This is a genomic window from Leifsonia sp. McL0607, from assembly GCF_049993355.1.
In the GTDB taxonomy this organism is placed as follows: Bacteria; Actinomycetota; Actinomycetes; order Actinomycetales; family Microbacteriaceae; genus Leifsonia.
Map to the genome: position 1 here is coordinate 3,636,059 of NZ_CP188253.1, position 13,782 is coordinate 3,649,840.

The window sequence follows — 13,782 nt, forward strand, 5'->3', positions numbered from 1 at the left end:
ATCAGGTTTTGAAGGAGAGAAGCTCATGAGCGAATCCGTCAGCCTCCCGGCACTCGGCGAGAGTGTCACGGAAGGCACGGTCACACGCTGGCTGAAGAACGTTGGCGACCGTGTCGAGGTCGACGAGCCCTTGCTCGAGGTCTCGACCGACAAGGTCGACACCGAGATCCCCTCGCCCGTCGCGGGCGTCATCGAGGCGATCCTGGTGCAGGAGGACGAGACAGTCGAGGTGGGCACCGCGCTCGTGACGATCGGCGACGGCTCCGGTGCCGGCACGGCGCCCGAGGCTGCTGCGCCTGAGGCTGCTGCGCCGGCTCAGGAGGCTGCTCCGGAAGCCCCGGCGCCTGCTCCTGCAGCTCCGGCCCAGGAGGCTCTGGCTGCTGCTCCGGCCCAGGAGGCTCCGGCTCCGGCCCAGGAGGCTCCGGCTCCGGCCCAGGAGGCTCCGGCTGCTGCGCCAGCTGCGACCGCAGAACCCACTCCGGCTCCGGCTCCCGCCGCCGCGCCGGCTCCGGCCGCTCCGGCCCCGGCTCCGGCCGCTCCCGCCCCGGCTCCCGCTGCCGCCCCGGCCCCGGCCCCCGCCGCCGCTCCGGCTCCGGCCGCCGCCCCCGCCCCCGCCGCCGCCCCGGCTCCGGCTGCCGCCCCGGTCCCCGCCGCCGCTCCGGCTCAGGCTGCCTCGTCCGGCGCGCACGTCGGCAACGCGGGCTATGTCACCCCGATCGTCCGCAAGCTCGCGAACGAGCAGGGCGTCGATCTGTCGACCGTCACCGGCACCGGTGTCGGTGGACGCATCCGCAAGGAGGACATCCTGTCCGCTGCCGCTCCTGCGGCTGCTGCTCCGGCCGCGGCGGCTCCGGTCGTCGAGGTCTCGCCGCTGCGCGGAACCACGCAGCAGATGACGCGCCTGCGCAAGGTCGTAGCCGAGCGCGCCGTCGTCTCGATGCAGTCGACGGCACAGCTGACGACCGTCGTCGAGGTGGACGTGACCAAGGTCGCCGCCCTCCGCGACAAGGTCAAGGGCGACTTCCTCGCCAAGACGGGCACGAAGCTCTCCTTCCTGCCGTTCTTCGCTCTCGCCGCCGCCGAGGCGCTGAAGGCCTACCCGGTCATCAACGCGACGGTCGACGGCGACACCATCGTGTACCCGGAACACGAGAACATCTCGATCGCCGTCGACACGGAGCGCGGGCTGCTGACCCCGGTCATCCGCAATGCGTCCGACCTCGACATCGCGGGGCTCGCAGGCGAGATCGCCGACCTGGCCGAGCGGACGCGCGACAACCGCCTCAAGCCGGACGAGTTGGCCGGCGGCACCTTCACGCTGACCAACACCGGTTCGCGCGGCGCCCTGTTCGACACCCCGGTCGTCTTCCTCCCTCAGGTCGCCATCCTGGGCACCGGCATCGTCTCGAAGAAACCGGTCGTCATCTCGGCCGACGGCACGGACTCGATCGCGATCCGTTCGACCGTGTACCTGGCCCTGTCCTACGATCACCGCATCGTCGACGGCGCGGACGCCGCCCGCTTCCTCGTCGCGGTGAAGAACCGCCTCGAGGGTGGTGCGTTCGAGGGCAGCCTCGGCATCTGACCAACCCACGACCTCAGTCGTCGTATCAGCTCTGAGCCATCAGCCTGAGCTACACCGGTTCGGCCCTGTTCCGCTTTCGCGGAGCAGGGCCGAACTGCTTCTCCCGACGACGTCACCTTGCACTTCGTCGACCGGAAACAGCAGCAGAGCGAGCAGCACGCCCACCAACGGGACGACGGCGATCGTCACCAGCAGCGGCCGCGCGGCCGCCCAGGAGCGTAGCGAGCCGACGGCCCGACCCACCGGCCGGTCGCCGACCTCGTCCAGCAACCGCTCCATGGCCGTCAGTACTCGGCCGCTCCTCTCGCTAGGACCGCCCCCGCGCTCCGGCGCGTGTTGGGAGGACCGCCGAGGCCGAATTCCCTCCGACCGCGCCACCTCCGCAGCCTCCACTTGCGACCGCGCCACCTCCGCAGCCTCCACCTGCGAACGCACCACCTCCCAGCGCGCCACCTCGGACGAGGCCACCTGCGAAGGCGATGACCGTTCGACTTCAGGTCGGCCGCTCCCCGTGGCCACCGGAATCGGGGCTCGTCGATCGCCGTCCCGCGCCGACAGAGCCGAACTCCGCACGGAGTCGCGACGCACCGTCGCCTCCAATTCCCATGAGCCGTCGCTCGGAACCGACGACACCGCACCTCGCACGACCTCGCGACGCAACGTCGCCTCGAGATCCCACGAGCCATCGGTGGGTCCCTGCACCAGACCCCGCGAACCGCCATCAGACACTGCCCACCCCGGGCTCCTACCATCACGGTGCGCTCCTGCCGGTCGAGTCGGCGATGCCCCGCAGTACGCCGCCGACTCCCACCCCCGCGGAGCCGCATCCTCCGCGCCGGGCGCACGCGCCGGCGCCCGCGATTCCGCCTCTGGCCCCCACGCGATCGCGATCGGATCCGCTGTGTGAAGCACCGCGCGGATGACATCGTCCCAGCTCCGATGACCGCTTTCCGTCGCCGCAGCGAGGAGGGCCGCTCCCCGCTCGCCGCTCACCGCCGTACACACCGTCGCGGCGAGGGCGGCGTAGGCGTCCACGTCCCGCTGCGCTGCGGCGTGGTCCAGCGGACGAAGCAGATCGATCCCGGTGAGGATAGGACAGCCGTCGTCGCGGAACCCGATGTCGCTGGGAGCGAGCAGCGCTCCGGCCCGGCCGCACGTATGGAAGTCAGCGAGACCACGAGCGACGGCCGCCAGCACGGTCACGGCCTCCCCCGCCGCCAGCCCCGCGCCCCGTGCGAGCAGCCCGTCGAGCGTGCCTCGCGCCGGATGCTCGACGAGGCGCACCACGAGCGCGCGACTGCGTGCCGCGCGTGTCGCGCGGAGTTGCGGTGGTGGCAGCGTGCGCGGAACATGCTCCGACGCGACACCCGAGGAGCCCTCGGCACTGGATGCGTCGCCATCCCCACGCACCGCGAGCGTCAACCGAGCCGGGCCGCGCAGCGCTCCCCCGCTCACGACGATCGAGACACTCGCCCCGGACCACGCAATCGACCCGCTGCACGTCCACCCGTGCACACCAACGCCGTGCACATCCGCCCCGCGCCCATCCACTCCGTGTACATCCACTCCGCGCACATCCAACCTGCGCCCATCCAACCTGCGCCCATCCTCCCCGAGCTTCCCCACCTCCTCTTCATCAACCCATCGCTCGATCACCCACCCCGCTTCGGACGCCACGGCCGCCGCCTGCCGCGCCAGGTCGATCGGACGTCGCGCGAAGATGCTCATACCCCATCTCACCGCGCCGGGCCGCTTCGCGTCGTTCGATCCGAAGATCGGTGGAGAATCCATCACCGCGTCCGTCTGTGAGGGACGGACGAGGGACGGACGAGGGACGGCTGAGGACGGATGGGCACTGGATCAACGGCACAGTTCGAGTTTCTGTACTCAGTCCACATAGGATGCAGACATGACTGTCTTCGATGTCTTCGGGCTCGGCTCCCGCCACATTCCGTACGACGAGGCGCTGCGGCACCAGCGCGCCGTTCACGCCGAGGTCTCCGCCGGCGCAGCGCCCGACACGATCCTGCTCCTGGAGCACGAGTCCGTCTTCACCGCCGGCAAGCGCACCTCCCCCGATGAGCGACCGACCGACGGCACCCCGGTGATCGACGTCGACCGCGGGGGTAAGATCACCTGGCACGGACCAGGACAGCTGGTCGGCTACCCGATCCTGCGGCTCGCCGAGCCGATCGACGTCGTGGGCTACGTCCGCTGGCTGGAGGACGTGCTCATCGGCGTGCTCCGCGGGCTCGGCGTTCCGGGCGAGCGCGTCGACGGACGATCCGGCGTGTGGCTGCGCGGCGACACGACCACGGCGAACGGCGCGGTCCGCGATGAGAAGATCGCCGCGATCGGCATCCGCGTCGCCGAAGGAGTGACCATGCACGGCTTCGCGCTCAACTGCTCCAACAGCCTCGACGCCTACGACACGATCGTCGCGTGCGGGATCCGCGATGCCGGTGTCACGACGATCTCCCGCGTGCTGGGGCGCACGGTCACCCCGGCGGAGGTCGCCCCGCTGGTGCGCGACGCCCTCGACCGCGGGCTGGCCGATTCCACCTCCAGCCCGGTCGCAGTCGCCACTCGCACCGAAGGCACCGCGCAGGAGGTCGCAGCGTGAGCGCGCCGGTCGAGGGCCGCAAGCTGCTCCGTCTCGAGGTGCGCAACGCCCAGACACCGATCGAGCGCAAGCCCGCGTGGATCAAGACCAAGGCCAAGATGGGTCCGGAGTACCGCCAGCTGCAGAACCTCGTGAAGTCCGAGGAACTGCACACCGTCTGTCAGGAGGCCGGCTGCCCGAACATCTACGAGTGCTGGGAGGACCGCGAAGCGACGTTCCTCATCGGCGGCTCCCAGTGCACCCGGCGCTGCGACTTCTGCCAGATCGACACCGGCAAGCCTGCCGAGTTCGACCGTGACGAACCGCGACGGGTCGCCGAGTCGGTGGCGCGAATGGGGTTGCGCTATTCGACGGTGACCGGAGTGGCGCGCGACGACCTGGAGGACGAGGGGTCGTGGCTGTACGCCGAGACGATCCGCGAGATCCACCGGCAGAGCCCCGGTACGGGTGTGGAGATCCTGGTTCCCGACTTCTCAGGCAACCCGGAGTACCTCGGCGAGGTGTTCTCCGCCCAGCCGGAGGTGTTCGCGCACAACGTGGAGACCGTCCCGCGCATCTTCAAGCGCATCCGTCCGGCCTTCCGGTACGAGCGCTCACTCGACGTGATCACTCAGGGTCGCACCGCCGGCCTCATCACCAAGTCGAACCTCATCCTGGGGATGGGCGAGGAACGCGCAGAGATCAGCCAGGCGCTTCACGACCTCCACGACGCCGGCACCGACATCATCACGATCACCCAGTACCTTCGGCCGAGCCCCCGTCACCTGCCGGTGGCGCGATGGGTGCACCCGGACGAGTTCGTCGAGCTCAAGCAGGAGGCCGAGGAGATCGGCTTCCTCGGCGTGCTGTCGGGTCCGCTCGTGCGCTCGTCGTACCGCGCCGGCAGACTCTGGGCGCAGTCGATGCAGGCCAAGGGACGCCCGGTGCCCGCCGAGTTGCAGCACCTCGCGGACGCCTCCGCCGGGTTCGCTCAGGCGGTCTCCTGACCGCCTGAGGAGGAGCCTACGGTCAGCGCTTCGCCGGCCGTGAACGGGTCGTCCAGGAGGCGGGCGAGCCGGTATCCTTGTCTCTATGGCACGCAAGGACAAGTCCACCAAGGAGCCCGGTCGGCTGAAGCAGATGTGGCAGGTCTTCCAGATGACCCGCCGCTACGACGACCGTGCGCTGCTCTACATCGTGGGCGGAATCGCGCTGCCGATCCTCGCCGGCATCGCGATGGCGGTGTTCCTGTCCGGCGGCAACGTCTTTACGATGGTGCTCTGGATCGTCGCGGGCGTTCTCGCCGGCGTGCTCGTCGGGCTCATCATCCTGGGCCGACGCGCAGAACGCGCCGCGTACTCGCAGATCGAGGGCCAGCCCGGCGCGGTCGGCGCGGTGCTGCGCAGCTCGCTCAAGCGCAGCTGGCGCGGCTCCGAGATGCCGATCGCGGTCAACGGCAAGACCCAGGACGCTGTCTATCGTGCCACCGGCCGCGGCGGTGTCGTGCTCATCAGCGAGGGCCCCAAGACCCGCACGCAGCGCATGGTCGACGAGGAGCGCCGCAAGGTCACCCGCGTGCTGCCCAACGTCCCCGTCACCACGATCTCCGTCGGCCCCGACGCCGACTCCGTTCCGCTCCACAAGATCCCGCGGACCCTCGCCAAGATCAAGCCGACGCTCACCAAGGCGGAGGTCCTGGCCATCAGCAACCGTCTGCAGTCGCTCGAGAACCCGATGCCGATTCCCAAGGGCGTCGACCCGATGAAGGTCCGCGCTCAGCGCGCGCGCTGAGGTCGACCCGGCACGTGCCGAGGGGCACGTCGTCGCGCTTTTCCACGCGAGAAGCGACGACGACGTGCCCCTCGTTCGTGTCCGTCTTGCTCGTGATCGCGGTTAGGTGGCGGCGCGGCTTCGGCGGCGGTACAGGAGATGCTCGGCGGCTACCACGACGGCCAGCACGACGTTCGCCGTCCAGACGACCACGGCGGTGGGCAGGAGGCCGCCGAGCGGCCACAGCACACCGAGCGCGAGCGCGCCGACGACGAGCGTAAGCGACCACCGCATCCCGGTCGCCCGGCGGAACAGCAGAAGCCCTGCGAGATAGACCATCGCCGAGCCGCACAACAGCCCGGTCGTCCAGGGTGTCGGCGTACCGACAGGATGCTGGAGGACGAGCCCGTCGACGACTGCGGAGAGCACGATCCCGAGAACGAGAAGCAGCGGGACGTACGTGTACGCGGTCTGCGCGATCATCCCCCGCTCCGACGCGCTCTCGATGTACTGGCTGGCGCCCTGCTGCGCGTGCGAGAAGTAGAGCAGCCAGAGCAGCACCGTGCCGGCGAACGCCGCGAGAAACGCGCCGAGGTGGACGGCGTCGAACGGGGCGGCGGAGAACGCCGCTCCGGTGACCACGATCGACTCGCCGAGCGCGATGATCAGGAAGAGGCTCACGCGCTCGGACATATGAGCGCCGGAGATGTTCCAACTCGAGAGCTGCGAGCCTCCCAGCCCCGGCGTCCAGAACCTCAGCCTCGGCCCGATGTAGTCGACGGCGAGAGCGATCAGCCAGATCGCAAGCCGCGCCTGGTCGGGCAGGAACGCGCCGGTGAGCCACAGCGCACCGGCGGCGCCGTGCCACACGATGATGCGGACGAAGTTGAGCGCGTGCTCGGGATGCGCCCGATTGAACGCGATCAGTGTGAAGACACTCCTGCTGAGCTGCATGAGCACGAGACAGACCGCGAAGAGCACAGCGCGGTCGCCGAAGGCCTCGGGGATCGCCGAGGCCATTAGGAGGCCGAGCAGCATCAGCACCACGAAGAGCGCGCGGACCGCGCCCCGCTCCGGGTCCAGCCAGCTCGACGCCCAGGTGGTGAACATCCACACCCACCAGACCACCATCGCGAGCATGACGGTGTGGAGGAGCGTCAGAGCGGACTGCTCGTGAAGCAGGACGTGGGAGACCTGGGTGACCGCGAACACGAACACGAGGTCGAAGAACAGCTCGGTGTAGGTCACCCGATGGGCGCCGTCGGCGTCCGACCTCAGCACATCGCGGGCGAAGCCGAAGGCGCGCATGGCAGGAGTGTAGCCGCGACCACGGCCGGAAGCGGAAGGTCAGGCGCGGATGAGGACCGTGCCGGCGACCTTGTCGTGGAAGCCGCGCTGGTCGGAGTCCCAGACGAGCGCCGGGATGACGATGCACAGGAGGACGGTGCGCACGATCGGCCGCCATACGCCGACCCAGCCTCCCGCCACTGCGACCACCCGCATCCCGAACAGGCGGTGGCCGATGCTGCCGCCGATCGTCGGGATGAACACGATCTGAATGAGAGCGAAGACGCCGAGCGTCGCCCACTGGTCATAGTGGAAGAACGCCAACGAGATCAGCGAGGCGAGCGCCCAGTCGACGACGATAGCGCCGAGGCGGCGACCGAGGCGCCCCACTGAGCGCGGGCCCGCCTCCGGGAGGCCGAGCCGTTCGCCCGGGTAGCGGCTGGGCGCGATGTCGCCCGAGCGGGAGGACGGGCCCGAGGGAGAGGATGGGGACTTCTGCGGCACCCGTCGAGTTTAGCGGGCGGGACTGCACGCCTCCCGAGCGCCTCACATCGTCCGTCCCGCGGTCGGTAACGCGAACCGCGGCGTAACATGCCGGAAACATTTGCGTCACCGGAGGGAAACGGCCTCCCCATAGCGTGTAGCTTGGGCTGCACGCGCAGTCCCGTCATCGCAAAGCCATTGGGAGTCCTCCGTATGTTCCGTGATTCTTCCGAGGTGCTCAAGTTCATCAAGGACACCGACGTCAAGTTCCTTGATATCCGCTTCACCGATCTGCCCGGTGTGCAGCAGCACTTCAACATCCCCGCAGCGACCGTCGACGAGGAGTTCTTCTCCGTCGGCCAGATGTTCGACGGTTCCTCGATCCGCGGTTTCGCGTCGATCCACGAGTCGGACATGCAGCTGATCCCGGATGTCTCGACCGCCTATGTCGACCCGTTCCGCGCCGAGCGCACACTCATCATGGTGTTCGACATCTACAACCCCCGCAACGGTGAGATCTACGCGAAGGACCCCCGCCAGGTCGCCAAGAAGGCCGAGAAGTACCTCGCCTCCACCGGCATCGCGGACACCGCGTTCTTCGCCCCCGAGGCCGAGTTCTACATCTTCGACGACGTGCGCTACGAGGTGAAGCAGAACTCCAGCTTCTACTCGGTCGACTCCGAGGAGGGCGCCTGGAACTCCGGCCGCTTCGAAGAAGGCGGCAACCTCGGCAACAAGACCCCCTACAAGGGCGGCTACTTCCCGGTGAGCCCGGTCGACAAGCAGGCCGACCTCCGCGACGACATCTCGCTGAAGCTGATCGACGCCGGCCTCATCCTGGAGCGCGCGCACCACGAGGTGGGCACCGGCGGCCAGGCGGAGATCAACTACCGCTTCGACACCATGGTCCACGCTGCGGACGACCTCCTGAAGTTCAAGTACATCGTCAAGAACACGGCCGAGCTGTGGGGCAAGACCGCCACGTTCATGCCGAAGCCGTTGTTCGGCGACAACGGCTCGGGCATGCACACCCACCAGTCGCTGTGGAACGACGGCAAGCCGCTTTTCTACGATGAGGCGGGCTACGGCGGTCTGTCCGACATCGCCCGCTGGTACATCGGCGGCCTCCTCAAGCACGCCCCTTCGGTGCTGGCGTTCACCAACCCGACGGTGAACTCGTTCCACCGCCTGGTCCCCGGCTTCGAGGCCCCGGTCAACCTGGTCTACTCGGCCGGAAACCGCTCGGCGTCCATCCGCATCCCGATCACGGGCACCAACCCGAAGGCCAAGCGCATCGAGTTCCGCGCGCCGGACGCCTCGGGCAACCCGTACCTCGCGTTCGCCGCCCAGCTCATGGCCGGCCTCGACGGTATCAAGAACCGCATCGAGCCGCACGAGCCGGTCGACAAGGACCTCTACGAGCTGCCGCCCGAGGAGGCGCGCAACATCCCGCAGGTGCCGGCGACGCTCGGCGAGGCGCTGGACGCGCTGGAGGCCGACCACGACTTCCTCACCGCGGGTGGCGTGTTCACTCCGGAGCTCATCGAGACCTGGATCGAGTACAAGCGCGAGAAGGAGATCAAGCCCCTCGCGCAGCGCCCGCACCCGTTCGAGTACGAGCTGTACTACGGGGTGTAGGCAGAAACCCGCGGAATCACGCGGTTTCTCAGACATCGCGGACGCGTCAGTCCGCGAATAGTCCGCACGAGTCGAAAGCGCCCGCCAGATCACGCCTGGCGGGCGTTTTCGCTTCGCGGGAGCACTGCTGTTCGGGCCACTATTTTGAATTCCATGACACTTCGCGAAGAAGTCGAACAGGCCATCGAAGACGCAAAGGCGCGAATTGCCAAACGAAAGTGGCCACCCGGCGTGATGCCGGCGGGTGACCCCGATCTTCGATTCGTGATGATCGATGAGTACTTTGCTGCCGTATTCGAGTCGCTGAAGCTCATTGCCGACCGAATCGATGCTAGCGAGCAGCAAACCGACTGACGGGTTTGTCTGCGTAGCGACCACCGCGCCGCGCAATGACTCGTCTTTGTCCGGCCACAGGTGCCCGTACGTATCGAGCGTCATCTTGAGGAGGCACCCCCAGCCGCGCCCGCACGGTCTTGAGCGGCTCGTCGAGGTACTGGACCGCCCGCGAGATGACTCCACGCATGAAGTCGACGTTGGTCACCCGGGGAATGCGGGCGCTCTTCGCGTTTGGGCGATCGTCACAGACACAATGGAGGCATGCGGTGGTGAGGTGGACTTGCGGGCGGCTGAGATGATCGCTGGCCGCGCACGACTAGTAACGATTTGGCCATCCCAACATCGGGGGCACAGCTTGTCGCTTGACAAGGGATGTATCGTTTGGGGTATGCCCGGATTGGACGAGTTCGCAGCCCTGACGCGCGCAATCGGCGAGTACACGGTGGAGGCACTCGGCAAGGAGAATCTTTCAGCTCTCCAAGTTGTGGCCCACCCCCGCGAGTTCAGTGCGTTCGTTGAAATCGCGCTCGAGGATCGTTCCGACGCCGCACAGCGTCGTGCGATCGAAGTGATGTTTGAGGTCGAGCAGGTGTACTGGGATGAGATCGCATTGACGTATGTCTTCGTGGATCAGATCGAGGATACCGACGACGTCGAGGCATCCCAGCTTCAGTACAGCTACGCATGACTGTCAGCTCGGTTCGGACGCCTAAGGCGTGCCGGGAGCGAGCAGTTGCGTTCAAGAAGGACGCCGAAGAGCTACGCGCTATTTCGAGCCAGTGGTATGCAGTTAGCTACTTCTACGCGGCTTTCCACACGGTGCGGGCGTCCCTCATGGAAGACCCAGTGTTCTCGGATCTCAGCCGGCTGAAGAGTTACAACGAGGCATGGATCCCCGACGATCGCTTCAATGAACATCACCAGGCTCGTCGAGGTTCACATGGTCAGAATCCGCCAGGTGTCTCTGACATGGTGAAGATGCTGTATCCCCAGATCGCGGTCGAGTACGTTCAGCTCCACAGCGCAAGCGTCGCAGTCCGCTACGGATTCGGTCTCGCGGCGTACGATGCTGATGCCCTCGCGACTGCGTTTGACACGATTGCGAAGGCCGCCGCAGCGGGTCGGCTTGTCGCGACGTAATTCACCTCAGTCCGCCAACAGTCCGCCACAGTCCCAATTCAGCACAATCACGTACTGTTTGCCTATAGCCACAAAACCGCGGAAACGAGCGGAAGTTTGCCACTTATCCCAATGGGGGTGCGGCTTTCCGTGTTCCGGTGCGCATGCGACCGCGGGTCGCTACGGTGGTCGCAGTGGCCTGCTGCAGGGCCGGCACCGAGGAGGCGTCGCATGGTCGAGAGGGATCTGAACGAGGTCCTCGGAGATCAGCGGGCAGCTCTCCGGGCCGGCCTGGGCGCGCATCCGCCATGACGATCGCGCGGAGTGGCTCGGGCACTTCGTCAATGGCATCGTCCTCGCGGTCGGGCTGCGGCCGATGGGTCTGCTGCACGGATAGGTGACATCTGATCTGGCTTGTCCGAGTGGACAGCCTGGAAGGATGGCATCGTGCCCAAGCCCTATCCCACCGAGTTCCGTGACGACGTCGTGCGTGTCGCGCGGGGTCGTGAACCTGGAGTGACGATCGAGCAGATCGCGAAAGACTTCGGTGTCCACGCGATGACGTTGCAGAAGTGGCTGCGCCGCGCCGCGGTCGATGAGGGGACCAAGCCCGGCCAGGCGGGCAGGGAGTCTGCCGAGAATCGCGAGCTGCGCAAGCGGGTCCGGTTGCTGGAGCAGGAGAACGAGGTCCTGCGGCGGGCGGCGGCGTATCTGTCGCAGGCGAACCTGCCGGGAAAAGGCTCTACCCGCTCGTGAGTGAGCTCGCTGGAGCGGGGATCCCCGTGACAGTGACGTGCCGGGTGCTCAAGCTCTCTCGTCAGCCGTACTACCGATGGCTGGCGAACCCCATCACCGATAGCGAGGTGACCGAGGCGTGTCGGGCGAACGCGTTGTTCGACGCGCATCGGGATGACCCCGAGTTCGGGCACCGGCTGCTGGCCGACGAGGCGCGTGAGATCGGGCAGGCGATGGCGGATCGGACTGCGTGGCGGATCGCGTCGGCCAATGGTTGGTGGAGTGCTTTCGGGAAGAAGCGGGGCAAGAACGGCAAGAAGCCCGGCCCAGCCGTCCACGATGATCTCTGCACCGTCACGGACGAGGACGGGCGACTCCGGCACGAGTTCACCGCCGACGGGCCGAACCAGCTCTGGCTGACCGACATCACGGAGCACCAGACCGGCGAGGGCAAGCTCTACCTCTGCGCGGTCAAGGACGTGTTCGGCAACAAGATCGTCGGCTACTCCATCGACTCCAGAATGAAGTCGAGCCTGGCCGTCAACGCACTCAACAACGCCGTCGCGATGCGCGGCGACGTTGCCGGCTGCGTAGTCCACAGCGACCGCGGGTCGCAATTTCGAAGCCGGAAGTTTCTGCGCGCCCTGACCCGACACCGCATGGTCGGATCAATGGGCAGAGTCGCCTCCTGCGGCGACAACGCCGCAATGGAAAGCTTCTTCAGCCTCTTGCAAAAGAACGTCCTCAACCGCCGCGCCTGGACCACCCGCGAGCAGCTGCGCATCGCGATCGTGACCTGGATCGAACGGACCTACCACCGCCGCCGACGACAGGCCGCGCTCGGCCGTTTGACCCCGGTCGAATTCGAGGTCATCATGAACACGCCCGTCGCACTGGCGGCGTGACTAGAAACTGTCACCTACTCGTGCAGCAGACCCGATCGAGCATCTGGACTCCGGGGTCAGGCTCGACGACGGCGGGCTCTTCTCGGCGAAGGTGGTCGTCTTCACCGACAAGACCATCGTGTTCGCGGATGCCACCGGCGCGAGTGGGAACCCGTACGACGTCGAGACGGTCGTCGTCGCACGCCCACGCGCCGGTCTTGCCCAGCTGACCATCTCGGACGCCAACTCGGCATCCCGCCGCGATGTCTTCGATCCGTGGCCCGGCGACTTCACGGTCACCGCGGAGTGGTCCTACGGGGCCAAAGTGACCTTCCCGCTCAGCCCGATCGAGTCGGACGAGCACCCGCTGCGGTTCAGCCGGCTCTACGCGACTTTTGATCGAGGCGCTGGGCGAGTAGGGATCACTTCACACGCGGCACTCCCCGGATGTCAGCGGGGCCGTCGGGTCGGTGTAGGTGCCGTTGGGGCCCGCAGGGTGCGTCGGCGCGGCTGTCGCCGTCGGCGCGGCTGTCGCCGTCCGTGCGGGCGTCGTGGTCGGCGCCGACGAAGCGGGAGCGGGCGTCGCCGTGGCAGGATTCAGCAACTGCTGCACGATGGCGTCGATCTGGTCGGGTCGACGAGGTTGACGTCCTTGCCGTCCTTCACTCCGTAACCGGTGATCGGCAGGGTCGTGAAAGTGATGTTCCCACCGGCGAGATGCTGCGCCTCCGAGGCGAAGCTCAGGAGATCGTCGGGGCGGGGCCTCCCGATCGTCCCACCGTTCCGGGCGGCGCCCCGGAACCGGCCGACGGACTCTCAGAAAGCAGCGTCGCCCTGGTTTGAGAACCGGCGCAGGCTGCTCCGGAGTACCCACGAGGCAGCCATTCGACTAGATTCGATCGTGCCGGGGCCGCTCTGGCCCCGCGACAGATCGGAGACCCGCATGACCCGCTACCTCCTCCTCTACCGCGCCGACCCCGAGGCGATGGCCGCGATGCCGGAGCCCACTCCCGAGCAGGCCGAGCAGATGAACGCCGCGTGGAACACGTGGGCGCAACAGGTCGGCAGCGGCCTCGTCGACTTCGGCGCACCGACGGCCGCGGTGTCCGAGGGCGCCGACCGCAGTGTCGGCGGCTACACACTCATCGAGGCCGACAGCGCGGACGCCGTCGAGGCGCTGCTCACCGGCCACCCCCACCGCGCGATGGGAGGCACGATCGACGTCTACGAGCTCACACCCGTCCCGGGGATGTGACGCCCGGCAGTCAGCAGGCCGTCGTCAGCCGGTGGGCGTCGGGCGTTGCGGGAGGCCGTAGAAGGAGCGATCGAACACGGCCCGCGAC

At 67.7% G+C, this 13,782-nt stretch carries 14 protein-coding genes; 11 read left to right on the plus strand and 3 right to left on the minus strand.

Going from position 1 to position 13,782, the window contains the following annotated elements; translation table 11 throughout:
• Positions 1–25: 25 nt before the first annotated feature.
• Positions 26–1,585 (plus strand): 2-oxoglutarate dehydrogenase, E2 component, dihydrolipoamide succinyltransferase, encoded by a 1,560-nt coding sequence (gene sucB / locus ACPPVW_RS17450; RefSeq protein WP_426624324.1) that lies wholly within the window; start codon positions 26–28, stop codon positions 1,583–1,585.
• Between the two features lie 39 nt (positions 1,586–1,624).
• Here sucB and ACPPVW_RS17455 read toward each other — a convergent pair whose 3' ends face one another.
• Positions 1,625–3,313, minus strand: a complete 1,689-nt coding sequence (locus tag ACPPVW_RS17455; RefSeq protein ID WP_426624325.1) for a hypothetical protein — start codon at positions 3,311–3,313, stop codon at positions 1,625–1,627.
• Between the two features lie 181 nt (positions 3,314–3,494).
• Between ACPPVW_RS17455 and lipB the strand changes: the two genes are divergently transcribed.
• From lipB to ACPPVW_RS17470, 3 genes are all read left to right on the plus strand, one after another.
• Positions 3,495–4,208, plus strand: coding sequence for a lipoyl(octanoyl) transferase LipB (gene lipB / locus ACPPVW_RS17460; protein WP_426624326.1), 714 nt, complete (start codon positions 3,495–3,497; stop codon positions 4,206–4,208).
• Positions 4,205–5,194, plus strand: a complete 990-nt coding sequence (gene lipA, locus ACPPVW_RS17465; protein ID WP_426624327.1) for a lipoyl synthase — start codon at positions 4,205–4,207, stop codon at positions 5,192–5,194. Before lipB ends, lipA begins: the two co-directional genes overlap by 4 nt.
• 85 nt (positions 5,195–5,279) lie before the next feature.
• Positions 5,280–5,978 (plus strand): DUF4191 domain-containing protein, encoded by a 699-nt coding sequence (locus ACPPVW_RS17470; protein ID WP_426624328.1) that lies wholly within the window; start codon positions 5,280–5,282, stop codon positions 5,976–5,978.
• A 102-nt stretch (positions 5,979–6,080) separates the two neighbouring features.
• Here the strand turns inward: ACPPVW_RS17470 and ACPPVW_RS17475 are convergent, their stop codons facing one another.
• Together ACPPVW_RS17475 and ACPPVW_RS17480 are read right to left on the minus strand one after the other, a co-directional pair.
• Positions 6,081–7,265, minus strand: a complete 1,185-nt coding sequence (locus tag ACPPVW_RS17475) for a low temperature requirement protein A (protein ID WP_426624329.1) — start codon at positions 7,263–7,265, stop codon at positions 6,081–6,083.
• Positions 7,266–7,304: 39 nt separating this feature from the next.
• Complete coding sequence (locus ACPPVW_RS17480; protein ID WP_426624330.1) at positions 7,305–7,748, minus strand: RDD family protein; 444 nt, start codon at positions 7,746–7,748, stop codon at positions 7,305–7,307.
• A gap of 192 nt (positions 7,749–7,940) precedes the next feature.
• On the opposite strand from ACPPVW_RS17480, the gene glnA reads away from it, so the two are divergent.
• The 7 genes from glnA to ACPPVW_RS17515 all read left to right on the plus strand — a co-directional run bounded on the left by glnA (position 7,941) and on the right by ACPPVW_RS17515 (position 13,694).
• Positions 7,941–9,365: a type I glutamate--ammonia ligase gene (gene glnA / locus ACPPVW_RS17485; RefSeq protein ID WP_426624331.1), complete on the plus strand. Its 1,425-nt coding sequence runs from the start codon at positions 7,941–7,943 to the stop codon at positions 9,363–9,365.
• A 153-nt stretch (positions 9,366–9,518) separates the two neighbouring features.
• A complete protein-coding gene (locus ACPPVW_RS17490) occupies positions 9,519–9,719 on the plus strand; it encodes a hypothetical protein (RefSeq protein WP_426624332.1) in 201 nt (66 codons plus the stop codon).
• A 370-nt stretch (positions 9,720–10,089) separates the two neighbouring features.
• A complete protein-coding gene (locus tag ACPPVW_RS17495; protein WP_426624333.1) occupies positions 10,090–10,389 on the plus strand; it encodes a hypothetical protein in 300 nt (99 codons plus the stop codon).
• Positions 10,386–10,841, plus strand: coding sequence for a hypothetical protein (locus ACPPVW_RS17500; RefSeq protein WP_426624334.1), 456 nt, complete (start codon positions 10,386–10,388; stop codon positions 10,839–10,841). The genes ACPPVW_RS17495 and ACPPVW_RS17500 overlap by 4 nt, the downstream gene beginning before the upstream one ends.
• Before the next feature lie 426 nt (positions 10,842–11,267).
• A protein-coding gene (locus tag ACPPVW_RS17505; protein ID WP_426624335.1) for an IS3 family transposase occupies positions 11,268–12,460 on the plus strand; the annotation gives its coding sequence in 2 pieces (ribosomal slippage) (positions 11,268–11,552 and positions 11,555–12,460; 1,191 coding nt in all).
• A gap of 455 nt (positions 12,461–12,915) precedes the next feature.
• Positions 12,916–13,086: a hypothetical protein gene (locus ACPPVW_RS17510; protein ID WP_426624336.1), complete on the plus strand. Its 171-nt coding sequence runs from the start codon at positions 12,916–12,918 to the stop codon at positions 13,084–13,086.
• A gap of 296 nt (positions 13,087–13,382) precedes the next feature.
• Positions 13,383–13,694, plus strand: a complete 312-nt coding sequence (locus tag ACPPVW_RS17515; RefSeq protein ID WP_426624337.1) for a YciI family protein — start codon at positions 13,383–13,385, stop codon at positions 13,692–13,694.
• Positions 13,695–13,782 lie beyond the last annotated feature (88 nt).